Source organism: Burkholderia pyrrocinia (assembly GCF_022809715.1).
Lineage (GTDB): Bacteria > Pseudomonadota > Gammaproteobacteria > Burkholderiales > Burkholderiaceae > Burkholderia > Burkholderia pyrrocinia_C.
Genome location: NZ_CP094459.1, coordinates 3,317,807 through 3,342,808, shown reverse-complemented (window position 1 = coordinate 3,342,808; position 25,002 = coordinate 3,317,807). Strand labels below are relative to the sequence as shown.

At 68.4% G+C, this 25,002-nt stretch carries 22 protein-coding genes and 1 pseudogene; 18 read left to right on the top strand and 5 right to left on the bottom strand.

The features are described 5' to 3' along the window. Positions 1-6: 6 nt before the first annotated feature. Positions 7-2,070 carry a bifunctional 2',3'-cyclic-nucleotide 2'-phosphodiesterase/3'-nucleotidase gene (locus tag MRS60_RS15460; protein ID WP_243564948.1) on the bottom strand — a complete coding sequence of 688 codons (2,064 nt, stop codon included), beginning with the start codon at positions 2,068-2,070 and terminating at the stop codon, positions 7-9. 269 nt (positions 2,071-2,339) lie between these two features. Between MRS60_RS15460 and MRS60_RS15455 the strand changes: the two genes are divergently transcribed. The 10 genes from MRS60_RS15455 to MRS60_RS15410 all read left to right on the top strand — a co-directional run bounded on the left by MRS60_RS15455 (position 2,340) and on the right by MRS60_RS15410 (position 11,564). After that, complete coding sequence (locus MRS60_RS15455; RefSeq protein WP_034179153.1) at positions 2,340-3,464, top strand: MlaE family ABC transporter permease; 1,125 nt, start codon at positions 2,340-2,342, stop codon at positions 3,462-3,464. After that, on the top strand, positions 3,461-4,390 hold the full coding sequence (locus MRS60_RS15450; RefSeq protein WP_034179152.1) for an ABC transporter ATP-binding protein: 930 nt from the start codon (positions 3,461-3,463) through the stop codon (positions 4,388-4,390). Before MRS60_RS15455 ends, MRS60_RS15450 begins: the two co-directional genes overlap by 4 nt. 27 nt (positions 4,391-4,417) lie before the next feature. Next, positions 4,418-5,347 (top strand): MlaD family protein, encoded by a 930-nt coding sequence (locus MRS60_RS15445; RefSeq protein WP_105389601.1) that lies wholly within the window; start codon positions 4,418-4,420, stop codon positions 5,345-5,347. Positions 5,348-5,435: 88 nt separating this feature from the next. Beyond that, positions 5,436-6,059, top strand: a complete 624-nt coding sequence (locus tag MRS60_RS15440) for an ABC-type transport auxiliary lipoprotein family protein (protein ID WP_034179444.1) — start codon at positions 5,436-5,438, stop codon at positions 6,057-6,059. A 19-nt stretch (positions 6,060-6,078) separates the two neighbouring features. Then, positions 6,079-7,230 (top strand): VanZ family protein, encoded by a 1,152-nt coding sequence (locus MRS60_RS15435; protein ID WP_243564947.1) that lies wholly within the window; start codon positions 6,079-6,081, stop codon positions 7,228-7,230. Positions 7,231-7,380: 150 nt separating this feature from the next. Further along, complete coding sequence (locus tag MRS60_RS15430) at positions 7,381-7,698, top strand: (2Fe-2S) ferredoxin domain-containing protein (protein ID WP_011694422.1); 318 nt, start codon at positions 7,381-7,383, stop codon at positions 7,696-7,698. Positions 7,699-7,712: 14 nt separating this feature from the next. Next, positions 7,713-8,357 (top strand): alpha/beta hydrolase, encoded by a 645-nt coding sequence (locus tag MRS60_RS15425; protein ID WP_034179149.1) that lies wholly within the window; start codon positions 7,713-7,715, stop codon positions 8,355-8,357. A 607-nt stretch (positions 8,358-8,964) separates the two neighbouring features. Beyond that, positions 8,965-10,281, top strand: coding sequence for a D-alanyl-D-alanine carboxypeptidase family protein (locus MRS60_RS15420; RefSeq protein WP_034179148.1), 1,317 nt, complete (start codon positions 8,965-8,967; stop codon positions 10,279-10,281). Between the two features lie 48 nt (positions 10,282-10,329). After that, complete coding sequence (locus tag MRS60_RS15415; RefSeq protein WP_243564946.1) at positions 10,330-11,256, top strand: D-amino acid aminotransferase; 927 nt, start codon at positions 10,330-10,332, stop codon at positions 11,254-11,256. Next, entirely contained in the window at positions 11,256-11,564 is a 309-nt protein-coding gene (locus MRS60_RS15410; protein ID WP_011546305.1) for an HP0495 family protein, read from the top strand. The genes MRS60_RS15415 and MRS60_RS15410 overlap by 1 nt, the downstream gene beginning before the upstream one ends. Here the strand turns inward: MRS60_RS15410 and MRS60_RS15405 are convergent. Next, positions 11,561-12,526 (bottom strand): transcriptional regulator GcvA, encoded by a 966-nt coding sequence (locus MRS60_RS15405; protein ID WP_175748968.1) that lies wholly within the window; start codon positions 12,524-12,526, stop codon positions 11,561-11,563. The two genes, MRS60_RS15410 and MRS60_RS15405, sit on opposite strands and share 4 nt — an antisense overlap. Positions 12,527-12,628: 102 nt before the next feature. Between MRS60_RS15405 and MRS60_RS15400 the strand changes: the two genes are divergently transcribed. The 8 genes and pseudogenes from MRS60_RS15400 to MRS60_RS35170 all read left to right on the top strand — a co-directional run. Continuing rightward, positions 12,629-12,955, top strand: a complete 327-nt coding sequence (locus MRS60_RS15400) for a DUF2917 domain-containing protein (RefSeq protein WP_034179443.1) — start codon at positions 12,629-12,631, stop codon at positions 12,953-12,955. A gap of 83 nt (positions 12,956-13,038) precedes the next feature. Beyond that, positions 13,039-13,785 carry a lipoyl(octanoyl) transferase LipB gene (gene lipB / locus MRS60_RS15395; protein WP_131949234.1) on the top strand — a complete coding sequence of 249 codons (747 nt, stop codon included), beginning with the start codon at positions 13,039-13,041 and terminating at the stop codon, positions 13,783-13,785. Further along, the gene (gene lipA, locus MRS60_RS15390) at positions 13,778-14,770 is read left to right on the top strand and encodes a lipoyl synthase (RefSeq protein WP_217590782.1); all 993 of its coding nucleotides are present in this window, start codon (positions 13,778-13,780) and stop codon (positions 14,768-14,770) included. The genes lipB and lipA overlap by 8 nt, the downstream gene beginning before the upstream one ends. A 255-nt stretch (positions 14,771-15,025) precedes the next feature. After that, positions 15,026-16,042 (top strand): taurine ABC transporter substrate-binding protein, encoded by a 1,017-nt coding sequence (gene tauA, locus MRS60_RS15385; protein ID WP_034179143.1) that lies wholly within the window; start codon positions 15,026-15,028, stop codon positions 16,040-16,042. 34 nt (positions 16,043-16,076) lie between these two features. Continuing rightward, positions 16,077-16,874 (top strand): taurine ABC transporter ATP-binding protein, encoded by a 798-nt coding sequence (locus MRS60_RS15380; protein ID WP_243564945.1) that lies wholly within the window; start codon positions 16,077-16,079, stop codon positions 16,872-16,874. Further along, positions 16,814-17,839: an ABC transporter permease subunit gene (locus MRS60_RS15375; RefSeq protein WP_432207824.1), complete on the top strand. Its 1,026-nt coding sequence runs from the start codon at positions 16,814-16,816 to the stop codon at positions 17,837-17,839. The genes MRS60_RS15380 and MRS60_RS15375 overlap by 61 nt, the downstream gene beginning before the upstream one ends. Before the next feature lie 293 nt (positions 17,840-18,132). Continuing rightward, the gene (locus MRS60_RS15370) at positions 18,133-19,548 is read left to right on the top strand and encodes an amidase family protein (RefSeq protein ID WP_243564943.1); all 1,416 of its coding nucleotides are present in this window, start codon (positions 18,133-18,135) and stop codon (positions 19,546-19,548) included. Between the two features lie 67 nt (positions 19,549-19,615). After that, positions 19,616-19,711, top strand: a pseudogene (locus tag MRS60_RS35170) (taurine ABC transporter permease); the annotation flags it as partial. A 196-nt stretch (positions 19,712-19,907) separates the two neighbouring features. On the opposite strand, the gene MRS60_RS15360 reads toward MRS60_RS35170, so the two are convergent. The 3 genes from MRS60_RS15360 to MRS60_RS15350 all read right to left on the bottom strand — a co-directional run bounded on the left by MRS60_RS15360 (position 19,908) and on the right by MRS60_RS15350 (position 24,899). Beyond that, positions 19,908-21,656 (bottom strand): YadA family autotransporter adhesin, encoded by a 1,749-nt coding sequence (locus MRS60_RS15360; protein WP_243564942.1) that lies wholly within the window; start codon positions 21,654-21,656, stop codon positions 19,908-19,910. Between the two features lie 334 nt (positions 21,657-21,990). Next, on the bottom strand, positions 21,991-23,865 hold the full coding sequence (ggt, locus tag MRS60_RS15355; RefSeq protein ID WP_243564941.1) for a gamma-glutamyltransferase: 1,875 nt from the start codon (positions 23,863-23,865) through the stop codon (positions 21,991-21,993). A gap of 71 nt (positions 23,866-23,936) precedes the next feature. After that, positions 23,937-24,899: a LysR family transcriptional regulator gene (locus MRS60_RS15350; RefSeq protein WP_034179137.1), complete on the bottom strand. Its 963-nt coding sequence runs from the start codon at positions 24,897-24,899 to the stop codon at positions 23,937-23,939. Positions 24,900-25,002 lie beyond the last annotated feature (103 nt).

The window sequence follows — 25,002 nt, the reverse complement described above, 5'->3', positions numbered from 1 at the left end:
CGTGTCTCATTGCGTGAGGTCGATCTCGTAGGTGGCGAGGTTCTTGCCCGAACCGTCGTCGGCCGCGACCTGCGTGATGCCGGCCAGGCCCGCGGCGGCAGCATCGCCGAGCCGGTTCGGCGCGGACGCGAACTGCACGTGCGCGACCGAGCTCGCGAGCTTCGTGAAGCGCCAGCTGCGCTGCGCGCCGTCCGCCGTGCGCGTGATCGCGCCGCGCTTCTTGATGAACGAGATCAGCACGTCGCGGTTCGCGTCCGGCGACGCGAAGATCGTCTTGCTGCCGTCGAGGCCCGGGAAGTTGCCGCCGCCGCTCGCGCGGTAGTTGTTGGTCGCGACGATGAACTGCGCGTTCGGGTCGATCGGCGTGCCCTTGTACGTCAGGTTCCTGATCCGGCTGCCGAGCGGCTGCGTGACGTCGATCTCGTACGACAGATCGGCGGACGTGAACATGTCGAAGTTGTAGCCGGGGAAGCTGCTGACGAGCTTCTGCACGGTCGCTTGCGTCGGATCGATCCGGTTGAAGCGCTTCGCGGCGGTCTCGAGCCAGTTCTTCACGTCGGCGCCGCTCACCTTCACCGCGTACACGGTGTTCGGATACAGGTACAGGTCGGCCGCGTTGTTGATCGCGAGCGCGCCCGGCGCGACGTCGGTGTAGTCGCTGCCGCCGCCGAAGCCGCTCTTGAACGGCGCGCTGACCGACAGCACCGGCAGCGACGCGTACTGCGGCAGGTTCGCCTGCACGTAGGTCTTCACGTAGTCGGCCTGCGCCTCGTTGACGATCTGGATCGCGCCCGGATCGCCGACATCCGCGAAATACGAGTTCATCCGGTAGTCGGTCGAGCCGATCGGCGTCTTCACGTAGTCGATCGTCGCCTGGTGCTCGGCCGCGATCGCCGCGGATACCGACGGGTCGGCCGCGACGTAGGTCTTGTCGGCGTTCTGGATCGGCCGCGCCTCGACGGTCGTCTGCGACTTGTCGACGCTCCACGTCTTGCCGTCGAACTTCAGGCCGAGCTTGATCACGCCGAGGTGCTTGCCCCAGTAGTTGGCCATCACGGTCGGCACGCCGTTGACGGTGCCCTTGACCTTGTCGACGCCCGGCAGGTTGAACTGCGACACGGTGCTGTTCGCGTCCGGGAACACCTGGTGCGAGTGGCCGATCAGCATCGCGTCGATGCCGGCTACCGTCGACAGCCACCAGCTGCCGTTCTCCATCGTCGGCGAATACGCGGAATTGTCGAGGCCGCCGTGCGAGATCGCGACGACGAGATCGGCGCCCTTCGCGCGCATCTCGGGAATGTACTTCTCGGCGGCTTCCTTCAGGCCGGTCGTGTAGACCTTGCCGTCGAGCCAGCGTTTGTCCCAGCTCATGATCGCAGGCGGCGTGAAGCCGATGATGCCGATCTTCACGGGCGCACTGACCGTCTTGCCGTCCGGCGTCGTCGCCGTCACCGTGCGGGTCAGGATCGTGTACGGCGTGAACAGCGGCGCGTTGGTTTTCGCGCTGATCACGTTCGCGAGCACCTGCGGGAAGTTCGGGCCCGCGCACTTCTTCTGCTGGGCCGGAGCCGGCAGGCCGTCGACCTCGAACGTGTTGCCGGTCACCTGCGACAGGTACGGCAGCCCGTAGTTGAACTCGTGGTTGCCGATCCCGCCGCCGTCGAATTTCGCGGCGTTCATCACCTTGTAGATCGCCAGCGTCTGGTCGCAGCCGATCGGCTTCACGAGCGCCTGGTAGTCCGACAGCGCGGTGCCCTGGATCGTGTCGCCGTTGTCGAGCAGCAGCGTGTTCGGGTACTGCGCGCGCGCCTGCGCGATCAGCGTCGACACCCGCTCGAAGCCGAGCGAATTGTCGGCGGCGAGCTTGAAATAGTCATACGACAGCACGTTGGTGTGCAGGTCGGTCGTCTCGAGCAGCGCGAGCGTGGCCGTCGTGCCGACGGGCGCCTGGGCCTGCGTCTGCGGCGGGGCGGTGACGTCGTCGCCGCCGCAGCCGGCGAGGGCAAAGGCCAGGCTGGCGAGCGCGGCGGCGGCCGGTACGCGGCGACGGGAAAGCGGGGGGAAACGCATCGGTTGTCCTGTTCTCGGAGTTCTGTTTTGTGAAATGCGAAGTGCGCAACAAAATGGCGGCGCGGGGCGCCGACGGCCTGAGGTGCGGCGCGTGAGAGTATCGAAAGGAATCGTGACGGAAGAATGAAAGGCGATGACGCCGGCAGCGGGCCGCGATGTGCGGCGGCCTCCGGCAGGCCCGGGCCGGGCGCCGCCGCTGAATCCTCACGTCGCTGCGCCGGGCGGTTCGCTACAATGGCCGCTGTCATCCTTTTGCAAACAACCTGCCCTTGGACTTCGAGACTCCTCCCGGCCTGTCGGTCGACGCCGGCGGCCAGGGCCAGACGGTGCGCCTGACCGGCCAGTGGACCGCCATCGCGCTTGCGCGCAATCGCGGCGCGGTCGCGCGCCGCGTCGCGAGCATCGGGTCCGGGCGCGTGAGCGAATGGGATCTGTCCGGCATCGAGCGGCTCGACCACGTCGGCGGCCAGGCGCTGTGGCGCGTGTGGGGCCGCAAGCTACCGGCCGGCGTCACGCTGAGCGACACGCAGCGCACGATCTTCGAGCGCATCGAGCGGCTCGACAGCGGGCGCGAGGCGCCCGAGCGCGTCGTGCGCGTCGATCCCGTCACGCGGCTCGGCCAGGCGATCTTCACGTTCGGCGAACACCTGCAGGGCGGCATCGCGATGTTCGGCCTCGTGATCCTCGACGCGCTGTCGGTGCTGCGCCGTCCGCAGACCATGCCGTGGAAGGAAACCTCGGCGAACATCTACAGCGCCGGCGCGCAGGCGCTGCCGATCACCGCGCTGGTCGCGTTCCTGATCGGCATCGTGCTCAGCTACCTGTCCGCGCAGCAGCTGCAGATGTTCGGCGCGAACCGCTACATCGTGAACATCCTCGGGCTGTCGGTGATCCGCGAGCTCGGCCCCGTGCTGTCGGCGATCCTCGTCGCGGGCCGCTCGGGCTCGGCGATCACCGCGCAGATCGGCGTGATGCGCGTGACCGAGGAGCTCGACGCGATGCGCGTGATGGGCATCCCGCACGGGCTGCGGCTGGTCCTGCCGCGCGTGCTTGCACTCGGTGTCGCGATGCCGCTGCTCGTGATGTGGACCAACATCATCGCGCTGACGGGCGGCGCGCTCGCCGCGAAGCTCGTGCTCGGGATCGACGTCAATTATTTCGTGCGCTCGCTGCCGGGCGTCGTGCCGATTGCGAACCTGTACATCGGCATCGGCAAGGGCGTCGTGTTCGGCATGCTGATCGCGCTGGTCGCCTGTCATTTCGGCTTCCGGATCAAGGCGAACTCGCAGAGCCTCGGCGAAGGGACGACCACGTCGGTCGTGTCGTCGATCACGGTCGTGATCCTCGCCGACGCGGTGTTCGCGATCCTGTTCCAGAACGTGGGGCTCGGATGAACGCATCGAACGAATCGTCGGCCGGTGCCGCGCCGGCCCATGCCGCGGCAGCCGGCGCCGCCCCGGTCGGCGCGCAGCCGGCCGCAGCGGCCGATGCCGGCGACCTCGTGATCGAGGTGCGCAACCTGACCAAGCGCTACGGGCGCAACATCGTTCACCAGAAGCTCGACTTCGACGTGCGGCGCGGCGAGATCGTGTCGGTCGTCGGCGGCTCGGGCTCCGGCAAGACGACGCTCGTGCGCCAGATCCTCGGCCTCGAGCGGCCGACGTCGGGCACGATCAAGGTGTTCGGCGAAGATACCGCGACGATCGACGATGCGACCGCGCGGATGATGCGCACGCGCTCCGGGATGCTGTTCCAGCAGGGCGCGCTGTTCTCGTCGATGACGGTGTTCGACAACGTCGCGCAGCCGCTGCGCGAGCTCGGCCGCGTGCCGCCGGACCTGCTGCACGACATCGTGATGCTGAAGCTCGAGATGGTCGGGCTGCCGTGCAAGCACGCGTCGAAGATGCCGGCCGCGCTGTCGGGCGGGATGGTGAAGCGGGTCGGCATCGCGCGCGCGATCGCGCTCGAGCCCGAGCTGCTGTTCCTCGACGAGCCGACGGCCGGCCTCGATCCGCAGGCGTCCGACGAATTCGTCGAGCTGATCGCGACGCTGCACCGCACGCTCGGGCTGACCGTCGTGATGATCACGCACGATCTCGACACGATGGTCGCGCTGTCGACGCGCGTCGCGGTGCTGGCCGACCGCAAGGTGCTGGTCGCCGCGCCGGTCGAGGAGGTCGCGAACGTCGACCATCCGTTCATCCACGAATATTTCCTGGGGCTGCGCGGGCGCCGCGCATTGCAGGCGCTGCCGCCCGAGCGGCGCGCGAAGCTGCCGAAGGCGGCCCTCGAACCGGCGCTGTCGAGCGTCGAGCTGTAGGCAAGGCAAGGAGCAAGGAACCCGCGAATGGAAAACAAATCACATGCGTTCTGGGCCGGCCTGTTCACGATCGCGCTGACGCTCGCGATCGCGGGCACCGTGTTCTGGTTCAACGTCGACCGCACCGTGCGCGTGCCGTACGACCTGCTCGCGCGCACCAACGTGACGGGGCTGTTCCCGGACGCGGCCGTGCGCTTTCGCGGCCTCGACGTCGGCAAGGTGCAGTCGATCGGCTTCGATCGCACGCACCCGGGCCAGATCCGGATCCGGATTCTCGTCGACCACGACGCGCCGATCACGCAGTCGACCTACGGCAGCCTCGGCTTCCAGGGCGTGACGGGCATCGCGTTCGTGCAGCTCGAGGATACGGGCCGCGACCTGGCGCCGCTGCCGTCGTCGCCGAAGGCGATTGCGCAGATCCCGATGCGGCCGAGCCTGTTCGACCAGATCCAGGAGCGCGGCGACGTGCTGCTGCGGCAGCTCGAACTGGCCGCGAAAAGCGCGAACGCGCTGATGTCGCCCGAGATGCGCGAGCAGTTGCGCGCGACGGCCGAAAGCCTGCAGCACGCGGCCGATGGCGCGACGACGCTGTCGAAGCAACTCGCCCCGGCCGTCGCCGCGCTGCCGGAAACGATGCACCAGGTGAACCGCACGATGGCGTCGGCGAACACGCTGCTGCAGCCGAACGGGCCGCTCGTGTCGAACCTGAACAAGGCCGGCACGGCCGCCGAGCAGGTCGGCGTCGCGCTGAACGATCTCAACGCGCGCGTGCAGTACGACACGCTGCCGCGCTTCAATGCGCTGGCCGGCAGCGTCGGCGACGCGTCGCAGCAATTGAAGGACGTCGCCGGTGAACTCGGCCGCAACCCGCGCAGTCTGTTGTTCGGTTCGCCCGGCGCGGCGCCGGGGCCCGGCGAAGCGGGCTTCGTCTGGCCGGGTGCGACGGCCGGGAAGTGAAGCGGGCCGGAAACCCGTCGATCGCCCGGCCGGAAACGGCCGGGCAGTGACGTCCATCGAAACCGGAAACATCATGCAGGAACACGCCATGCCACGAATCCTTGACCGCGCGCTGCGTCCGGCTGCGACCGCGCTCGCCGTGCTGACGCTTGCGCTTGCGGCCGGCTGTGCCGGCAACAGCGCGGTGCTGTCGAATGTCCGCTACGACCTCGGGCCGGCCGCGCCGGTCGTGACGGCCGGTGCGGGCCCCGCGCTGAAGGTGCTCGACGTCGCCGCGCCCGATGCGCTCGATTCGGACAAGTTCGCGTACCGCCTCGCGTACGCGGATGCGCAGCACGTGGCCGTCTATCGCGACAGCCGCTGGACCGCACCGCCCGCGCAACTGCTCACGCAGCGGCTGCGCGGCGCGCTGTCGTCGCGCGGCGCGGTGCTCGAAGGGTCCGACGGCGTGCGCGCGCCCACCCTCAAGGTCGACCTGAACGAATTCGAGCAGGTGTTCGACGGGCAGTCGCAAAGCCACGGCGCCGTCACCGCGCGCGCGACGCTGATGCTCGACGGCAAGGTGCTCGGCCAGCGCACGTTCGTCGCGCGCGCGCCGTCGAGCACGCCCGACGCGGCCGGCGGCGCGCGTGCGCTTGCGACGGCGAGCGACGAGCTCGTGTCGCAGATCGCCGCGTGGGTCGGCATGCAGGCGTACGCGGGCACGCCGTGACGCACGCCGCGCAGCCGCGATGAACGCGATCGGCGCGCATCGCGCATCGCCGCTCGCGCGGCAGGCCTTTGCCGCCTACGCGGCGCTCATCGTCTACGCGTCGCTGTATCCGTTCGAAGGCTGGGTGTCGCTCGGCATCGGGCCGTTCGACTACCTGTTCGCGCCGATGCAGCGCTACGTGACCGCGTTCGACGTGGTCACGAACGTGCTCGGCTATTTGCCGTTCGGCGCGCTCGGCGTGCTTGCGCTGCACCCGCGCTGGCGCGGGGTTGCCGCGACACTGATCGCGGGCGCGCTCGGCGTGCTGCTGTCGGGCTCGATGGAGGCGCTGCAGACCTACCTGCCGACGCGCATCGCGTCGAATCTCGATCTCGCGGCCAACGCGCTCGGCGCGCTGCTGGGCGCGGCGCTCGTGGCGCCTGCCACCGGTGCGCTGCTCGACCGCGGCGCGCTGCGCCGGCTGCGCTTCGCGTGGTTCGAGGCCGATGGCGCGACGCCGCTGCTGCTGGCCGTGCTGTGGCCGTTCGCGATCCTGTTTCCGTCGCCGTTCCTGTTCGGCATCGGCGACTGGCCGGCCGCGCTGTGGGAGCGCGCCGACGCGTCGATGCAGGACACGCTGCTCGCATGGCTGCCGGCCGCGTGGCACGTGAGCGAATGGCCCGAGCGCGTCGACGGCTGGCTGTCCGATTCCGCGTGGGAGGCCGCGCTCGGCGGCCTGATGCTGTTCGCCGTGCTGGCGATCGCGTCGCTCGCGATGCGGCCGCGTGCGCCGCGCATCCGGCTGCTGATCGCGTTCGTCGCCGCGACGCTCGTGCTGAAGGCGGCCGCGACGTTCATGCAGTCGGCCACTGGCCTCGTCGTCGTGTGGGCGACGCCCGGCGCGCGGCTCGGCATCGAGCTCGGCTTCGCGGCCGCGCTCGTCGCGCTGCACGTGCCGGCGACCTGGCGCGCGACGCTGGCGGCACTTGCGCTGCTGGCCGGCGTGGCGCTCGTCAACCTGCTGCCGGTCAATCCGTTCTTCGACTTCACGCTGTCGGGCTGGCGGCAGGGCCGCTACGTGCACTTCAACAGCATCGCGCGCTGGCTCGCCTGGATCTGGCCGTACGCGGCGCTGATCTGGCTCGGCCAGCGCGTCGAGCGCGCGTGGCTGCCGGCCGCGGTGCGCCGCTGACGGTGCAGGCCGGGCAGCGCAGCCCCGGCCGCATCGCGGGCAGCGGCGCGCGCCGGTCGCTATAATCGTCCGGACCATCATCCGTTGCACCGCGCAACGGCTATCGCCCCTCTTTCCGCCCGGCATCGCGCCGGGCCGCTCGCCACCATCATGGATTCCTACTACCAGCACCACGTCTTCTTCTGCCTGAACCAGCGCGAACCGGGCGCCGAGCGTCCGAGCTGCGCGCAATGCGACGCGCAGACCATGCAGGAATACGCGAAAAAGCGCGTGAAGGAACTCGGCCTCGCGGGGCCCGGCAAGGTTCGCATCAACAAGGCCGGCTGCCTCGACCGCTGCGAGGAAGGGCCCGTGATGGTCGTGTATCCGGAAGGCACGTGGTACACGTATGTCGACCAGGCCGACATCGACGAGATCGTCGAATCGCACCTGCGCGACGGCAAGGTCGTCGATCGCCTGAAGATCTGAGGCGGGCCGGCCGAATGAACGTTCATACGCAGAAATCGCTGATCGCGGGCCCGGTCGGGCAGATCGAAATCGCGGTCGACCTGCCCGACGCCGTGCGCGAAGGCGGCGCCGCGCCGCGCGGCATCGCGCTCGTCGCGCATCCGCATCCGCTGTTCGGCGGCACGATGGACAACAAGGTCGCGCAGACCCTGGCGCGCACGCTCGTGCAGCTCGACTACGTCGTCTACCGGTCGAACTTCCGCGGCGTCGGCGCGACCGAAGGCGTGCACGACAACGGCATCGGCGAGGCCGACGACCTGCTCGCGGTGCTCGCGCACATGCGCGCGCAGCCCGCGTATGCGGACCTGCCGCTCGTGCTCGCGGGCTTCTCGTTCGGCACCTTCGTGCTGTCGCATGTCGCGAAGCGGCTGCGCGACGCGGGCGAGTCGATCGAGCGGATGGTGTTCGTCGGCACGGCAGCGAGCCGCTGGCAGGTAGCCGACGTGCCCGAGAACACGCTCGTGATCCACGGCGAAACCGACGACACGGTGCCGATCGCGTCGGTGTACGACTGGGCGCGGCCGCAGGAGCTGCCGGTCGTCGTGATCCCCGGCGCCGAGCATTTCCTCCATCGCAAGCTGCATGTGCTGAAGCGCATCATCGTCGACGCGTGGCGCTAGCCGGCACGCGGGCGCCGGCGTAACGGCCGGCGGCTCGCGTTGCGCACCGGCATCCGCCGAATACGCGATCGACCACACGACAGCGCGCCGCACCGCCTGCGCGCGCCTTTCGCGCGCCTTCGGGCGATTTCCCGCAGCGTGCCCGCGCTATCCTCCTGAAGCCGGTGTGCGGCCGGCCAGCGATCGTGCAGTGTTCGGCGCCAACCGGCGCCGACGTGCTGCGCCTTCGCATCCATGGCGGCGTGGCAAATCCTCGCGATGCCGCTACACATCGCCGCGGTTTGCGCGTCGCAATGAGCACGAATCTGCCGACACATCGGCACAGCCTGGCACCGGACGCTACACCCGGTTCGCGAAAACGCCGTTCGCGGCCACGTATAATGGCCGCATTTCGCGTCGCCCGCGGCCCGGCTGGGCGCATGCGGCGCTCGTTTCGCCGCCTGTCCGCCCGCTCGCGACGGCCGCGAACCGAACGCGTCCGCACGAGTCCAACCGGCGCGTTTCGCGTCGCCCGACGATGTCGGGCGAGTGCCCGAAACGCCCGCCGCCTTGCCGTTCAACCCTGCGCGTTTCGCACCGCACTTTCTGCCATCAGCCTGAATCGATCATGCGTCTGTCTCCCCAAGGCCTCAAGTCCCTCGCTTCCTCCATCGCCTTCGGCACCGCCGCGCGCAACGTCGCGCTCGGCGTGATGCTGCCCGTCGCGCTCGCGTCGACGATCGTCGTCGCCGAGGCGAAGCCGGCCGCCAAGGCCAAGGCCGCGCACGCGGCGCCGGCCGCCGCTGCCGAGCAGTTCACCGGCGCGCCCGCGGTCTACATGCCGGGCGCGGTGCCGCCGCCGGGCGTGAATGCGCGTTCGTGGGTGCTCGTCGACGCGACGAGCAACACGGTGCTCGCATCGGGCAATGCGGACGAGCGCGTCGAGCCCGCGTCGCTGACGAAGCTGATGACGGCCTACCTGGTGTTCGAGGCGCTCGACAAGAAGAAGATCTCGATGGAGCAGATCGTCACGCCGAGCGTAGCGGTGCGCCGTGTCGGCACCGACGAGTCGCGCATGTTCATCGAGGCGAACAAGCCGGTGTCCGTGCACGACCTCGTGTACGGGATGATCATCCAGTCGGGCAACGACGCCGCGATCGCGCTGGCCGAACTCGTCGGCGGCAGCGAAGGGCAGTTCGTCACGCTGATGAACGACGAGGCACAGCGCCTCGGCATGAAGGGCACGCACTTCGCCGACGTGAACGGCATGCCCGACCCGAACCACTACACGACGGCCGGCGACCTCGCGAAGCTGTCCGCGCACCTGATCCGCGATTTTCCGCAGTACTACGGCATCTTCTCGGAGAAGGAATTCAAGTACAACAACATCCGCCAGGGCAACCGCAACCGTCTGCTGTGGCTCGACCCGACGGTCGATGGCCTGAAGACGGGCCATACGCAGGCGGCCGGCTACTGCCTGATCGCGTCGGCCAAGCGCGCGATCCCGGGCGTCGACGGCCAGCGCCGCCTGGTGTCGGTGATGATGGGCGAGCAGAAGGAAGGCGAACGCACGCAGGACAGCATGAAGATGCTGAACTACGGCTACAGCGCGTTCGATTCGGTGCGCCTGTTCAAGGGCGGCCAGGCGATCTCGACGCCGCGCATCTACAAGGGCAAGGCAAACACCGTGCAGGTCGGCGTGAAGGGCGACCAGTGGGCGACCGTGCCGCGCGGCCTCGGCGACAAGGTCAAGACGGAAGTCGACGTCAACGCGCCGCTGATCGCGCCGCTCGCGGAAGGCCAGCAGGTCGGCACCGTGAAGATCGTCGCCGACGGCAAGACGCTGTCCGAATTCCCGGTCGTCGCGCTGCAGGCCGTGCCGGAAGCCGGTATCTTCGGGCGTATCTGGGACTCGATCCTGCTGATGTTCAGCAAGAAGAAGTAAGCACGACGGGCCTTTGTTTTTACGACTTCATCCCCATCTGTCATAGCCATGAGCCAAGCCGAATTCGAACCGATCGTCTACCTCAGCGTCTCGTCGCAGGAGGAACTGGTGCCGCTGTCCGAAGCCCGTGTCCCGGTGCTCGACCGCGGGTTCATCTTCGGCGACGGCGTGTATGAAGTCGTCCCCGTTTATGCGCACGACGGCGCGCACGTGCCGTTCCGGATCGAGCAGCATCTGGAGCGGCTCGCGCGCAGCCTGAAGAAGATCGGCATCGACAATCCGCACGACGCCGCCGGCTGGCGCGCGCTGATCGAGCGCGTCGTCGCGGCGAATGCCGAAGGCCTCGGCGACGGCAACGCGCTCGTCTACCTGCAGGTGACGCGCGGCGTCGCGAAGCGCGGCCATGCGTTCCCGGCGAACGCGGTGCCGACGGTGTTCGCGATGACGAGCCCGCTGCGTCTGCCGTCGGAAGAGGAGCGCGCGAAGGGCGTGCGCTGCGTGACGGCCGAGGATCGCCGCTGGCTGCATTGCGACATCAAGTCGATCTCGCTGCTCGGCAACGTGCTGATGGCGCAGCATGCGGCCGAACGTGACGCGTTCGAGACGCTGCAGTTGCGTGACGGCTACCTGACCGAAGGCTCGTCGTCGAATGTGTGGATCGTGAAGAACGGCGAGCTGATCGCGCCGCCGCGCAGCAACAAGATCCTCGAGGGGATCCGCTACGCGCTGGTCGAGCAGTTGGCCGACGAATGCAAGATCCCGTTCACCGCGCGGGAGATTAGCGAAGCGGAGTTGCGCGCGGCCGACGAGATCATGATCACGTCGGCCACGAAGGAAGTACTGCCCGTCACGTCGCTCGACGATCTGCCCGTGCAGGGCGGCAAGCCGGGCCCCGTGTTCGCGGCGCTGTACGACGCGTACCAGCGTGCGAAGGCACGCGAGTTTGAACAGTTTGACCTAACCCGGAGAAAATGATGAGCGAACCGACCAAAACCGTCGAGGTCACCGGCGCGATCGAGACCCGGAAGGAGTCGCTGCTGGAGTTCCCGTGCGATTTCCCGATCAAGATCATGGGCAAGGCGCACCCCGAGTTCAAGGACACGATCTTCAAGGTCGTCGCCGTTCACGACAACGAGATCGATGTCGAGAAGATCGAGGAGCGCGCGTCGAGCGGCGGCAATTACACGGGCCTCACGATCACCGTGCGCGCGACGAGCCAGGAACAGCTCGACAACATCTACCGCGCACTGACCGGCCATCCGATGGTGAAGGTCGTACTCTAAGCGCCTCCTTCCTGCGCGCACTCGGCGGGGGTCTTCCCCGCCGCGCGCCGCGCGTCCAGTTCGTCGCACAGCCGCTTGTATTCGGCAACTTCGTCGAGCAGCCAGGTCCTGAACGCCTGCACGCGCGGCGTGTTCAGCAGCGGCGGCGGACACACGAAAAAATAGTGCCACGGGCTCGGCCCGTCGATGTCGAACAGGCGCACGATGCGCCCGTCCAGCAGGTCGTGCACCGCGAGCGAGCGGCGCACCAGCGCGATGCCCTGGCCGTCGATCGCGGCCAGCAGCAGGTTCGACGAATCCTGGTACAGAATCCCCCGCTTCGGCTCGGTCAGCGTATCGAGCCCGGCCGCGTCGAACCATGGCCGCCACAGCTCGTCGTCCGAGCGCAGCAGGTTGTAGTGCGCGAGATCGGCGGGCGTCTGCGGCAGCTTGCCGCCATTCAGCGTCGGCGAGCACGCCGGAAAGAACACCTCCTCGAACAGCGGCTCGACATGCAGCCCCGGATAGCTGCCGAAGCCGAAGCGGATCGCGAGATCGACGTCGTCGCGCGCGAAATCGGTGAGCGAGTTGGTCGACTGCAGCTCGACGTCGATTTCCGGATGCCGCTCGATGAACGTGCCGATGCGCGGCGTGATGAAGCGCGCGGCGAACGACGACAGCATCGACACCACGAGCCGCCGGTCGCGGTCGCTCGCGCGCACGTCGCGCGTCGCGTCGGCGATCACCATCAGCGCGGTGCGGATCTGCTGCGCGTAGCGCATGCCGGCGTCGGTCAGGCACAGCCGCTTGCCGTTGCGCGTGAAAAGCTGCACGCCGAGCTCCTCCTCGAGCGCGCGCACCTGGTGGCTGACCGCGCCGTGCGTGACGTACAGCTCGTCGGCGGCGCGCGAGAAATTCTCGTGACGGGCGGCGGCTTCGAACGCGCGAATCGCGTTCAATGCAGGCAGCTGGCGGAGGTCCATTTGCTAATTTTCCTCACATCGACGTGAAAATTGGTCGTTTTGTCGGACGCCTTGAAGTGACTACGATTGTAGCCATCGAAGCACTTATTGGCGGAGTCGATCATGCAAGAAATTTCCTCAAGCATCACGTTCGAAATCCCCGCGGGCGAAACCGTGCCGATGAAGGTGCAACGCAGCACGCGGCTGATTGTCCAGTGCGGGCCGATCTGGGCCACGCGCAGCAACGACGTCGACGACTATTTCCTGGTCGATGGCGAGACGCTGAAGCTGCGCCGCGGCGAGCGGCTGTGGCTCAGCGCGGAAGGCCGGGAGGGCGCGTGCGTCGCGTTCTCGGTGTCGCGGCCGACCAGGGAAGTCGCGCTCGGCGGGCTGGCACGGCTGCGCGAACGCGTCGCCGCGCTGTTCCACGACGGATGGCGCACGGTTTGACCGCCATTTCCTCCGACGGATACTGACCATCCGTCCCTTTCCCGGGCCGGCGAGACCCATGGGTTTTCGGTAAACTACCGCCCATGTCCGTTTCGCCGGTTTCCATCGTGTCCACGCCTGTCGCCGTTTCCGTATCGCCCGCCGAATCGCCGGATCACCCGGTCACCGTGCGCTGGCGGGGCGTCGAGGCCTACGAGACGAGCTTCGACGCGATGCGCGCGTTCACCGATACGCGCACGGCCGACACCGGCGACGAGATCTGGGTGGTCGAGCATCCGCCCGTCTACACGCTCGGCCAGGCGGGCGACCCGGCTCACCTGCTGGTGGCCGACAGCGGTGTGCCGCTCGTGAAGGTCGACCGCGGCGGGCAAATCACTTATCACGGCCCCGGCCAGATCGTCGTCTACCTGCTGCTGGACTTGCGCCGGCGCAAGCTGATGGTGCGCACGCTCGTGACGAAGATCGAGGAGGCCGTGATCGAAACCCTCGCGGCGTATAATCTCGCTTCGGTCCGCAAGGCGGGCGCGCCGGGGATCTACGTGGCATCCGGCGTGCACGAAGGCGCGAAAATCGCGGCCCTCGGCCTGAAGATCCGCAACGGCTGCAGCTATCACGGGCTGAGCCTGAACGTGAAGATGGATCTGCGCCCGTTTCTTGCGATCAACCCGTGCGGCTATGCCGGACTGGAAACCGTCGACATGGCGAGCCTCGAGGTTGCCGCCGACTGGAACGACGTCGCCCACACGCTGGTGCGCCGTCTGATCGCCAACCTCGACGGCGCATCCGCGGCCGCCGACAAGCCGCAGGCACTGGAACAATCGAATGACTGACGTTACCGCTTCTCCCGCACCGGCCGATTCGGCCGCGACCGCTGCCTACGATCCGACCGCCAAGCAGAAGGCGCAGGCGAAGACGGCGCGCATCCCGATCAAGGTCATTCCGATCGAGAAGCTGAAGAAGCCCGAGTGGATCCGCGTGAAGGCGGCCACCGGCAGTTCGCGCTTCAACGAGATCAAGACGATCCTGCGCGAGCACAACCTGCACACCGTGTGCGAGGAAGCGAGCTGCCCGAACATCGGCGAATGCTTCGGCAAGGGCACCGCGACGTTCATGATCATGGGCGACAAGTGCACGCGCCGCTGCCCGTTCTGCGATGTCGGCCACGGCCGTCCCGATCCGCTCGACACCGATGAGCCGAAGAACCTCGCGCGCACGATCGCCGCACTGAAGCTCAAGTACGTGGTGATCACGAGCGTCGATCGCGACGACCTGCGCGACGGCGGCGCCGCCCACTTCGTCGAATGCATCCGCGAAACGCGCGCGCAGTCGCCGGACACGCGCATCGAGATCCTGACGCCGGATTTTCGCGGCCGTCTCGACCGCGCGATCTCGATCCTGAACGCCGCGCCGCCCGACGTGATGAACCACAACCTCGAAACGGTGCCGCGCCTGTACAAGGAAGCGCGCCCGGGTTCGGACTACGCGCACTCGCTGAAGCTCTTGAAGGACTTCAAGGCGCTGCATCCGGACGTCGCGACGAAGTCGGGCCTGATGGTCGGCCTCGGTGAGACCGAAGAGGAAATCCTGCAGGTGATGCGAGACCTGCGCGCGCACGACGTCGACATGCTGACGATCGGCCAGTACCTGCAGCCGTCCGAGCACCACCTGCCGGTGCGGGCGTACGTGCATCCGGATACGTTCAAGATGTACGAGGAAGAGGCGTACAAGATGGGCTTCACGCACGCGGCCGTCGGCGCGATGGTGCGTTCGAGCTATCACGCCGATCTGCAGGCGCATGGCGCCGGGGTGGTCTGAGCGCCGCGTTGGCGTTACCGCAGCCTTCACGCAGTCGAAAAAGCCCGCAGCGATGCGGGCTTTTTTGCTGGTGCGGCTGCGATCCCCGCATTCGCACGACAATCGCCACCCGACCGGACGTACGATCCGGTCGAGCGTGGAAAGCAAAGCTGAAACGGCATCGATAGCTTCGCAGGATAAGTTCGCTCCCGCCGCGTGCAAAGCTCCTATAGTCGGCTCTCCCGCAGCAATGCCCGCATTCCGAAGGAGAGCCGCATGTCCCGTTTCAGCTTCGTCCGCCGCGCCGTCGTCGCGCTGACCGCCTTTGCCGCGCTCGGCGCGGCGCACGCCGAATCGCGCGAAGTCGTGATCGCGTACCAGGACATGGTCGTGCCGTGGCGCTACGCGCAGGCGAGCGGTGAAGTCGAAAAGGCGACCGGCTACAAGGTCAGGTTCCGCAAGCTCGACAGCGGCGCCGACGTGATCCGCGCGCTCGCGTCGGGCTCCGTGCAGCTCGGCGAAGCCGGGTCGAGCCCGATCGCGGCCGGGCTGTCGCAGGGGCTCGACATCTCGCTGTTCTGGGTACTCGACAACATCAACGACGCCGAGGCGCTCGTCGCGCGCAACGGCTCGGGCGTCACGAGCGTCGCGGCGCTGAAGGGCAGGAAGATCGGCGTGCCGTTCGTGTCGACGTCGCATTTCCATACGCTCGTCGCGCTGCAGGCCGCGGGCGTCAACCCGAACGACGTGAAGATCGTCAACCTGCGTCCGCCCGAAGTCGCGGCCGCGTGGGCGCGCGGCGACATCGACGCGACCTATATCTGGGATCCCGTGCTGGCGAAGGTCAAGCAGTCGGGCACCGTGCTGACGACGTCGGGCCGGGTTGCGAAAGAAAGCGGCAAGGCCACCTTCGACGGCTTCGTCGTGAGCCGCAAGTTCGCGCGCGAGAACCCCGAGTTCGTCACGCGCTTCGTGAAGGTGCTCGCCGCCGCCGATGCCGATTACCGTGCGCATGCGGCCGCGTGGAAGGCCGGCTCGCCGCAGGTCGCGGCGGTCGCGAAGGTATCGGGCGCGAACGTGCAGGACGTGCCGGCCAGCCTCGCGCTCTACGCATTCCCGACGGCGGCCGAGCAGGCGTCGCCGACGTGGCTCGGCGGCGGTGCGCAATCGGGCGCCGCGAAGTCGCTCGCGGCCACCGCCACGTTCCTCAAATCGCAGGGCACGATCCAGACGGTGCTGTCCGACTATTCGGCCGGCGTCGATCCGCAGTTCGTGCAGAAGGCCGCGCGCTGAGCGCGCCCACGCAACGCATCGCGGAGCATCGCTCATGAGCACGCTGGAAGTTCGTCAGGTATCGGTTGCCTATCCGGGCGAGCGCGGACGGCCGACCACGCAGGCGCTCGCGCGCGTCGACCTGCGCATCGATGCCGGTGAGTTCGTCGTCGCGCTCGGTGCGTCCGGGTGCGGAAAGACGACGCTGCTGAACTGCATGGCCGGTTTCGTCGCGCCGACCACCGGCGACGTGCGCGTCGACGGCGTGCCGGTCACGGGCCCCGGCGCCGATCGCGGCGTCGTGTTCCAGAAGTACGCGCTGTTGCCGTGGCTCGACGTGCTCGACAACGTCGCGCTCGGGCTGCGCTTCGCGCGTGTGTCGAAGGCCGAACGCGAAGCGCGCGCGCGGGAGATGCTCGCGCTGGTCGGGCTCGACAAGCATGCGCATGCGCGCGTGTACGAACTGTCGGGCGGCATGCAGCAGCGTGTCGGCATTGCGCGTGCGCTCGCGAGTGACCCACGCGTGCTGCTGATGGACGAGCCGATGGGCGCGCTCGACGCGATGACGCGCGGTACGATGCAGGCGCTCGTGCTCGACGTGTGGGCACGCACCGGCAAGACGGTGTTCTTCATCACGCACGACGTCGAGGAGGCGCTGTTCCTCGCGACGCGTCTTGTCGTGATGACGCCGGGCCCCGGCCGGATCGCCGAAACCTTCGAGTTGCCGTTTGCGCGACGCTACGTCGAATCGCGCGATGCGCGCGAGGTGAAGTCGTCGCCCGATTTCATCGGATGGCGCGAGCGGCTGATCGCGTATCTGCATCGCGACGAAGCCGTCGGGGAAGCCGCGTGACGCGCGAGCTCACGCGGCAGGGCGTGGCCGTCGGGCGCGGCCGGAACAGTATTTTGCACAGGCAGGACAGCATGAGCACGCAGGATTCGTGGGCGGCCGATCGCACGGCCGCGGGTTTCGAGCAGGACGAACACACGACGCGGCGTCCCGCGGCGGCGCGCCCGGCGCGCGCGTCGCACCGTTACCGCTTGCCGGGGCAGGGAAAGACCGCAGGGCTGAGCGTGGCGACGGTCGCGGCGCTCGCCGTGCTGTGGTGGGTCGCGACGCATCGGCAGTGGCTGCCGCCGTTGTTCCTGCCCGCGCCGGAAGCCGTGTGGACGGCCTTCGTCGATGCGTGGCACGGCCGCATCCAGGGCGGCCTGCCGCTGTCCGAGCATCTGCTGTGGAGTGCCGCGCGCGTGTTCGGCGCATTCCTGCTCGCGACCGCGATCGGCGTGCCGGCCGGCATCCTGATGGGCGTGAGCCGCGTCGCGCGCGGCGTGCTCGATCCGCTGCTGGAGTTCTACCGGCCGCTGCCGCCGCTCGCGTACCTGCCGCTCGTCGTGATCTGGTTCGGCATCGACGAGACGGCGAAGCTCGTCGTGATCTTCCTCGCATGCTTCGCACCGGTCGCGATGGCCGCGCGCGCCGGCGTGCGCGCGGCGACGGTCGAGCAGATCAACGCCGCGTATTCGCTCGGCGGCAGCTTCGCGCAGATCGTGCGCCACGTGGTGCTGCCGGCCGCGCTGCCGGAAATTCTCACCGGGCTGCGGATCGCGATCGGTTTCGGCTGGACGACGCTCGTCGCGGCCGAGATGGTCGCCGCGACGGCCGGGCTCGGGCAGATGGTGCTCAACGCATCGAGCTTCCTGCGCACCGACATCGTCGTGATGGGCATCCTGATCATCGGTGCGATCGCGTGGCTGTTCGATCTCGCGATGCGGTGGGTCGAGCGGCGGATCGTGCCGTGGAAGGGCAGAGGCTGAGCGGGCGCCGAGATCGTCCTCGCGTTCGTCGATCCGATCGCGTTGCCGACTGCAGCCTGGCTCGGCGCAGGTTGCGCGCGGCGGCCAGCCCGAATGCTGCCCGCCCCGACCAGCCGCAGCCGTGCCTTCGGTGGCTGGTCCGCCACTCCTCCGTATAAAACGAACTCGTGGGCGGCAACTGCTGGCTGTCACGCCCAAAAACAAATTGTCTGTCGGTGCGCGCCAATTCTTCATAAGATATTTCTATCTTAAGCAAAGAAGGCGCAGTGCAGCGCATCGAGGAGACGATACGGATGAACAAGGAACTGTGGCGCCTGAGCGCAACGGAGGTCGTGGCAAACCTGACGCAATGCGAATGCCTGGCCCAGGAGGTCGTCGCGAGCTGTCTCGCGCGGCTCGATGCCGTCAATCCGCAGACCAACGCGGTCGTCGACGTGCTTGCCGACGACGCGATGCGCGCCGCGGCCGACGCGGACGCGCGGATCGCCCGAGGGGCGCGGGTCGGCCCGCTGCACGGCGTGCCGGTGACGGTGAAGGTCAATGTCGACATGACCGGGCGTGCGACGAGCAATGGCGTCGCCGCCTATCGCGACGTCGTGGCGGTTGCCGACAGCCCGGTCGTCGCGAATCTGCGCAAGGCAGGCGCGATCATCATCGGCCGTACCAATACGCCCGCGTTTTCGCTGCGCTGGTTTACCGACAACGAGCTGTACGGCCGGACGCTGAATCCGTGGGTGCCCGGCCTGACATCCGGCGGATCGAGCGGCGGCGCGGCTGTCGCGGTGGCGACCGGCGTGGGCGCGATCGCGCACGGCAATGATCTGGGCGGCTCGATTCGATATCCGGCGTATGCGTGCGGCGTTGCGGGATTGCGCCCGAGCCAGGGGCGCGTGCCCGCGTTCAATCCGAGTCAGGCGCACGAGCGGACTCCGGCCGTTCAGCTTGCGTCGGTGCAGGGGCCGCTTGCACGCACGGTGGCCGATCTGCGTCTCGCGCTGCGGGCGCTTGCTGCGCCGGATCTCAACGATCCGTGGTGGGTGCCGGTACCGTTGAGTGCCGACGCGGGGCCGACGCGCGTTGCGTTGTGCCGGCAGATGGACGGCATCGAGGCCGATCCTGCGGTGCTCGATGCGCTCGATTTCGCCGCCGGCTGCCTCGATGCGGCAGGCTATTCGGTCGTGCACGCGACGCCGCCGGCGCTGCGGGAAGCGGCCGATCTGTGGCTCGCGTTGACGACGGCCGAAATGGAGGCCGGCATGGGCGGTGCGATCGACGCCTACGGCGACGACGCGGTCCGGGCCGCTTACGCGAGCATGATGCATCTCGCGAAGCCGCTCGACACGGTCGGCTACATGAACGCGCTGTCGCGGCGGTCGTCGGTGCTGCGCCATTGGCAGGTTTTTTTCGCCCGTCATCCATTGCTGCTGATGCCGGTGTCCTGGCAACGCCCGTTCCCGATCGATGCGGACCGCCGCGGAGACGACGCGATGCGGCGCATTCTGGATGCGCAAAGCCCGATGCTCGCCACCGCGATTCTCGGCCTTCCGGGCCTGTCCGTGCCGGTCGGCGCGGTGGATGGGCTGCCGGTCGGCGTGCAACTTGTGGCCGGGCGCTTTCAGGAAGGCCGTTGCCTTGCGGCGGGCGAGGTGATCGAGGCGCGTTGCGGTGTGACGACGCCGATCGATCCGCGACGCGGTCCGTTGCACTGAAGTGAGGCGTTCGGTTTCTGCGCGCCGATCTGCTGCCAGTCGGGCATCGCCTCGAGGATGCTGAGCCGTGCGCCACGGCGGGCTGCCGGCCGTGCCGCCGGAGATCCTCACCAGGCTGCGGATCGCGATCGGTTTCGGCTGGACGACGTTCGTCGCGGCTGAGGGTCGATGCGGTGGGTCGAGCGGCGGATCGTGCCGTGGAACGGGAGAGGGTAAGGGGGCGGTACGGCTCGCGGGTGGTGTATGGCGCGGCGCGTGACGGTGATGAGCGTACAGGGTCGCGAATGGAACGGGCCGGGTTTCGTGTCGATCGAAACCCGGCCCGTTCCGGATGATGCTGTCGGCAATGCCGCGACGGCTTACCAGCGATAGCCTGCGCCGGCGCCGACTGCCACGGTGCCTCGTGTATTGGTCGACCCGGACGCCTTGACGACCCAGCGACCGTTGCGGGTCGCGGTCGACAGGCCGAACGCGACGGCCGACTGACCGCTGTACGTGCCGCCGGCAATCGATACCATGCTTTCGCCCGCCAGCGATGCCTGCGGCAGGTTCGCGATCGCGACGGCGGACGCGATGCCGCCGCTTGCGTCGCGCCGGTAGTGATCGATGTCGGATCGAACGCTGCCGATCTGGTCGTTCAACTGCTGCACGTTCACGGCATCGGTCGGCGCGGTGCCGGCCTTGACGTTGGTGATCTGCCGTTCGTGGCCGGGCGAGCCGACGGAGACCGAGTCGTCGCGATCGGCGACGGAGTTCGCGCCGAGCGCGACCGAATTATTGCCCGATGCCGTCGCATTGTTCCCGAGCGCGACGCCGCCATTGCCGGATGCGTTCGAGTTCTGGCCGAGCGCCATCGAATCCGATCCGGTCGCTCCGGAGCCGTCGCCGAGCTGGGCCAGCTGGTTGCCATGCTCGCCCGTCCACGGTTTGGCGCCGGTGCCGTTCTGCTCGACATTCGTCACGCGAGAATTCAGTGAATCGACGCTGCTCTGGAATTTCTGCTCCATCGCAAAGAGTTGCCCGCCGTTGACGGCCTGCATGCTGCCCACTGCAATTGCGCCGCCCTTGACGTTGTCGAGCAAGGTGCCGCCGACGCCGCCGAGCGTCGCGCTGCCGAGCGTCAGGTCGTCGTACACGATCGCGCCGAGCGGCTTGCCATTCGGGTCGATCAGGCCGGTGGCCTTGAGCTGCGCGACCGTCACGGCGTCGGTATCGCCGGTGCCGTTCGACAGCCCGGTCAGTGCGCGCGTGCCGTTCGCGCCGGCGACGCTGACCGACGTGCCGCCCTTGTCGGCGCCGATCGAGATCGCGAGGCTCGCCGGGTCCTGCCGGACCAGGCCGGTCGTGCCGTTGTCGAGCCGCGTGCCGAGATCGTCGACGTCGACGCGGAGCGAGTTGACGCGCCCGTCGAGATTCGTCAGTGCGCCGCCGACATTGCTGAAGGATTTGCCGTCGATCTCGTAGCTCGGGCCGCGCACGGTGCCGTCCGCGTTGACGGCGGCATCGCCGCCGAGCGCGTCGACGACGGGCTTGAGCTGCGACAGGTTGGTTGCGTCGGTGTCGCGCGTGCCGGCCCGCAGGTTGACGAGCTGGCGCTCGTTGCCGGTGTTGCCGATCGACACGGTGTTCGTGCGGTCGGCGACGCTGCCCTGGCCGAGTGCGACCGCGCCGTGCGCGCTGACCTTCGTGTCGGCGCCGAGCGCGAGGCTGCGGTTCGCATTGACGTTCGACGATACGCCGAACGCGTTCGAGCGGTCGCCGTGGACGTTCGCGTTTTCGCCGACGGCGACGGTAGCTTGCCCGTCGGCAACGGCTTTCGCGCCGATCGCGATCGCCGAGTAGTCGCTGCCGGTTTCGCCAAGCGCTTGCGCGCCCGGTCCTATCGCGATCGCGCTGGCGCCGGACGCGATCGGATCGCCGCCGTTACCGCCGAGAATGACCAGGTTGGTCTGGATCAAGTCGTCGCCGGCATGGCCGTAGCACGGTGCGAGCGCGGCGAGCGCGAGAGCGAATGCCGTGAGTCTGGCGGCAGGTGTGCGCTTCGGCTTGATCGAAGCGCGCGAGCGTGCGCACGGAATACCGGAGCGAATGGCGATGACGCTTGTCATATGAATCGTAGTCCTGATTGATTGATGTCGTATGTCAGACGGCCGGACGATGCACGTGCGACTCACCGAACGGAGCAGGTACGATGTACCGCCGTCGGTGAAGGCATGTCCGTATCGGATGGCCTTGAACCGGGGCAATATACGGTTCGTCGAATGCGCCGTCGATCAGACAGTTACGAAAATGATGACGTTGCTAATGGGACAAATCGTATGGGGCTGGCGGGGCCGTGGCCGCGATTCGATGGGCGGCCACGGATAATCGGTCGTCGGTATGTGTGATGCAAGGAGCGGCGCGTGACGGCTCACGCGCGCTGCCGCGGACGGGGGGCGTCCGTCAATCCCCCATCGCAACCCCTTCACGCCGCGGATCCGCACCGCCGAACCACACCGTCTGCCCCTGCACGTTCAGCCGCTGGATTCCCTGCAGCCCCGAGTTCATCTCGACGACCTGCACGTCGTGCCCGCGGCCCTTCAGCCCGTCGGCGAGCGCGTCCGACACGCGGCCGCGCTCGAGCTGGGTCGGCCCGTTCATCGACCCGAAGTTCGGCAGCGCGATCGCCTGCTGCATCGTCATGCCCCAGTCGAGCACGCCGACCAGCGTCTTCGCGACGTGATTGATGATCGCGGGGCCGCCGGCCGAGCCGACGACCATCGTCACCTGCTTCGTCTTCTTGTCGAACACGAGCTCCGGCGACATCGCCGAACGCGGCCGCTTGCCGGGCTGCACGCGGTTCGCGACCGGCCGGCCGTTGTCGTTCGACACGAACGAGAAATCGGTGAGCTGGTTGTTCAGCATGAAGCCGCGCACCATCAGCCGCGAACCGAACGCATCCTCGATGCTCGTCGTCATCGACAGCGCCTGCCCGTAGCGGTCGACGATCGCGATGTCGGACGTCGACGGCAATTCGGGGCTGCGATCGTCGGCCATCGCGAGCGTCGCGCCCTGCGGCGCGCCGGCCTGCACGACGCCCATGCTGCTGTCGCTGATCAGCCGCGCGCGCTGTGCGAGGTAGGTCCTGTCGGTGAGGCTTGTCCAGTTGCCGCCCGGCAGCGGCACGAAATCGGGATCGGCGACATAGCGCGCACGGTCCGCATACGCGAGGCGCCCGGCTTCGCTGAACAGGTGCGCGGCGAACGGCGTCGGCTCGTAGCCGACGTCGTTGCGCACCGGCTTCTGCGCGCCGATCTGCTGCCAGTCGGGCATCGCTTCGAGGATGCCGAGCATCTGCGCGATCGCGAGGCCGCCCGACGACGGCGGCGGCATCCCGCAGACGACCGAGCGCCGGTAGTCGGCGCACAGCGGCGTGCGCACCTTCGCCTTGTAGCGTGCGAGATCCTGGAGCGACAGCAGGCCCGGATTGGTCGGGTGCTTGCGGACCTTGGTGACGATGTCGCGCGCGATCGCGCCGGTGTAGAACGCGTTCGCGCCGCGGTCGGCGACCTGGCGCAGCACGGTCGCGAGCGCGGGGTTCTTCAGCACCGTGCCGGCCGCCTTCGGCGTGCCGTCCGGGTTGTAGAAGTACGCACGCGCGGCCGGGTCGTTCTTCAGGTACTTGTCGTTCGCGATCAGTGTCGCGAGCCGCGGGCTGATCGTGAAGCCGTGCTCGGCGAGCCGGATCGCGGGCTGGAACAGCCGGCGCCACGGCAGCTTGCCGTGCGCGCGGTGCGCGGCGTCGAGCATGCGCAGCACGCCCGGCGTGCCGACCGAGCGCCCGCCGACGACGCCTTCGTAGAAGCCCATCGGCTGGCCGGTCGGCCCGTAGAACAGGCGGTCGGTCGCGGCGGCCGGCGCGGTTTCGCGGCCGTCGTACGCCTGCGTCGCCTTGCCGTCGAAGTACAGCATGAACGCGCCGCCGCCGATCCCCGACGATTGCGGCTCGACGAGCGCGAGCACCATCTGCGTCGCGATCGCGGCGTCGATCGCGGTGCCGCCGGCCTTCAGCATCTCGTAGCCGGCCTGCGTCGCGAGCGGGTTCGCGGCCGCGATCATGCTGTGCTGCGAAGTCCAGCCCGGCTTGTCGACCCAGCCGGACGACCGCTCGGGCGCATGGAAGCCGGGCAGCGGCACGGCTGCGCCCGACGCGGCGGCCACCGGGACGACGGCGCCCGACGGCGTTGACGGGGACGTGCAGCCGGCGTTGAGAGCGACGAGCGCGACGGCGGCGAGCAGCGTCCAGGGACGCGAATGCGGACGAATCCGGTCGAACATTGAACCCTCGGCAGCAGTGAATTCGAATGAAGCGATGGTGCGGGCGCAACGGGGCTGCGCACCCCGGCGCGCTATTGTCGCCGCGAGGCCGGCGGATTGTCATCCGACAGGAAACCCTGACGCATCGCGCCGGGCCCGCCCCGGCCGGCCTTTCCGGCCTGTTCGAGGATGAACTCTATGAACGTCGACGTCGCGCGCGTGTGGTGCCGGTTCGGCATGTAGAGCATGTACATGTGCGTGCCGAAGATGCTGAGCCGGTATGCGTCGAGCGACGTGACGACGGCGCCGCGCCGCATGTCGTCCTGCATCACGTAGTCGGGCACGATGCCGACGCCGATCCCCGCGAGGATCGCCTGGCGCAGGAACAGGAAGTTCTCCGAAATCAGCGTGGGCTCGAGCAGCACCTCGTGCCGCTCGTCGCCGAGATACGCGGCGATCCTGAGCTGGCGGCCCATCACCGTCGCGGTGACGACCGGCGCGGCGGCCAGCGCGCCGAGGCTCGCTGGCATCCCGTGCGCGGCCGCGAACGCAGCCGACGCGCACGCGACGTAGCGCACCGCGCCCATGTCGCGCGCGACGAGGTTCTGCGGCGGCTCGGGCATCACGCGCACCGCGATGTCGATCTCGTCGCGCATCAGGTCTTCCACGCGGTTCTCGAATACGACGTCGAGCACGATGCCCGGATGCAGCCGCTTGAACGCGAGCAGCCATTCGGACATCACCATCTGCCCGTAGCCGCTCGGCACCGACAGCCGCACGCGCCCCTGCAGGTCCTGGCCGAGCGTCGTCACCGATTCCTCCGCGGCGAGCAGCTCGTTGCGGATGCGCCGGCCGTGCTCGTACAGCTTCAGCCCGATCTCGGTCGGCTCGATGCGCCGCGTCGTGCGCCGCACGAGCTGCTGGCCGATCGAGCGCTCGAGCTGGTTCAGCCGGTAGCTGACGTTCGCGCGGCTCATCTTGAGCCGCTGCGCGGCCTTGCTGAGATTGCCGGCGTCGAGGATCTCGACGAGCAGCGTCAGCGCGTTCAGGTCCATGCGTTCGCTCCTGATCCGTCCCGTTTAACGGTCGGAAAGCATTCAGTGTCAAGTCAGACTTGACAGCTTGTAAAGGCGAGAGGGAATTGTCAATGAATCTCGA

Coding starts and splice junctions, on each gene's coding strand:
- ggt (WP_243564941.1), bottom strand. CDS start 23,865: ATGTTCGACCGGATTCGTCCGCATTCGCGTCCCTGGACGCTGCTCGCC.
- lipA (WP_217590782.1), top strand. CDS start 13,778: ATGACTGACGTTACCGCTTCTCCCGCACCGGCCGATTCGGCCGCGACC.
- MRS60_RS15360 (WP_243564942.1), bottom strand. CDS start 21,656: ATGACAAGCGTCATCGCCATTCGCTCCGGTATTCCGTGCGCACGCTCG.
- MRS60_RS15435 (WP_243564947.1), top strand. CDS start 6,079: ATGAACGCGATCGGCGCGCATCGCGCATCGCCGCTCGCGCGGCAGGCC.
- tauA (WP_034179143.1), top strand. CDS start 15,026: ATGTCCCGTTTCAGCTTCGTCCGCCGCGCCGTCGTCGCGCTGACCGCC.
- MRS60_RS15400 (WP_034179443.1), top strand. CDS start 12,629: ATGCAAGAAATTTCCTCAAGCATCACGTTCGAAATCCCCGCGGGCGAA.
- MRS60_RS15380 (WP_243564945.1), top strand. CDS start 16,077: ATGAGCACGCTGGAAGTTCGTCAGGTATCGGTTGCCTATCCGGGCGAG.
- MRS60_RS15415 (WP_243564946.1), top strand. CDS start 10,330: ATGAGCCAAGCCGAATTCGAACCGATCGTCTACCTCAGCGTCTCGTCG.
- MRS60_RS15460 (WP_243564948.1), bottom strand. CDS start 2,070: ATGCGTTTCCCCCCGCTTTCCCGTCGCCGCGTACCGGCCGCCGCCGCG.
- MRS60_RS15420 (WP_034179148.1), top strand. CDS start 8,965: ATGCGTCTGTCTCCCCAAGGCCTCAAGTCCCTCGCTTCCTCCATCGCC.
- MRS60_RS15440 (WP_034179444.1), top strand. CDS start 5,436: ATGCCACGAATCCTTGACCGCGCGCTGCGTCCGGCTGCGACCGCGCTC.
- MRS60_RS15450 (WP_034179152.1), top strand. CDS start 3,461: ATGAACGCATCGAACGAATCGTCGGCCGGTGCCGCGCCGGCCCATGCC.
- MRS60_RS15405 (WP_175748968.1), bottom strand. CDS start 12,526: ATGGACCTCCGCCAGCTGCCTGCATTGAACGCGATTCGCGCGTTCGAA.
- lipB (WP_131949234.1), top strand. CDS start 13,039: ATGTCCGTTTCGCCGGTTTCCATCGTGTCCACGCCTGTCGCCGTTTCC.
- MRS60_RS15425 (WP_034179149.1), top strand. CDS start 7,713: ATGAACGTTCATACGCAGAAATCGCTGATCGCGGGCCCGGTCGGGCAG.
- MRS60_RS15410 (WP_011546305.1), top strand. CDS start 11,256: ATGAGCGAACCGACCAAAACCGTCGAGGTCACCGGCGCGATCGAGACC.
- MRS60_RS15430 (WP_011694422.1), top strand. CDS start 7,381: ATGGATTCCTACTACCAGCACCACGTCTTCTTCTGCCTGAACCAGCGC.
- MRS60_RS15350 (WP_034179137.1), bottom strand. CDS start 24,899: ATGGACCTGAACGCGCTGACGCTGCTCGTCGAGATCCTCGACGCCGGC.
- MRS60_RS15445 (WP_105389601.1), top strand. CDS start 4,418: ATGGAAAACAAATCACATGCGTTCTGGGCCGGCCTGTTCACGATCGCG.
- MRS60_RS15375 (WP_432207824.1), top strand. CDS start 16,814: ATGGCGCGAGCGGCTGATCGCGTATCTGCATCGCGACGAAGCCGTCGG.
- MRS60_RS15370 (WP_243564943.1), top strand. CDS start 18,133: ATGAACAAGGAACTGTGGCGCCTGAGCGCAACGGAGGTCGTGGCAAAC.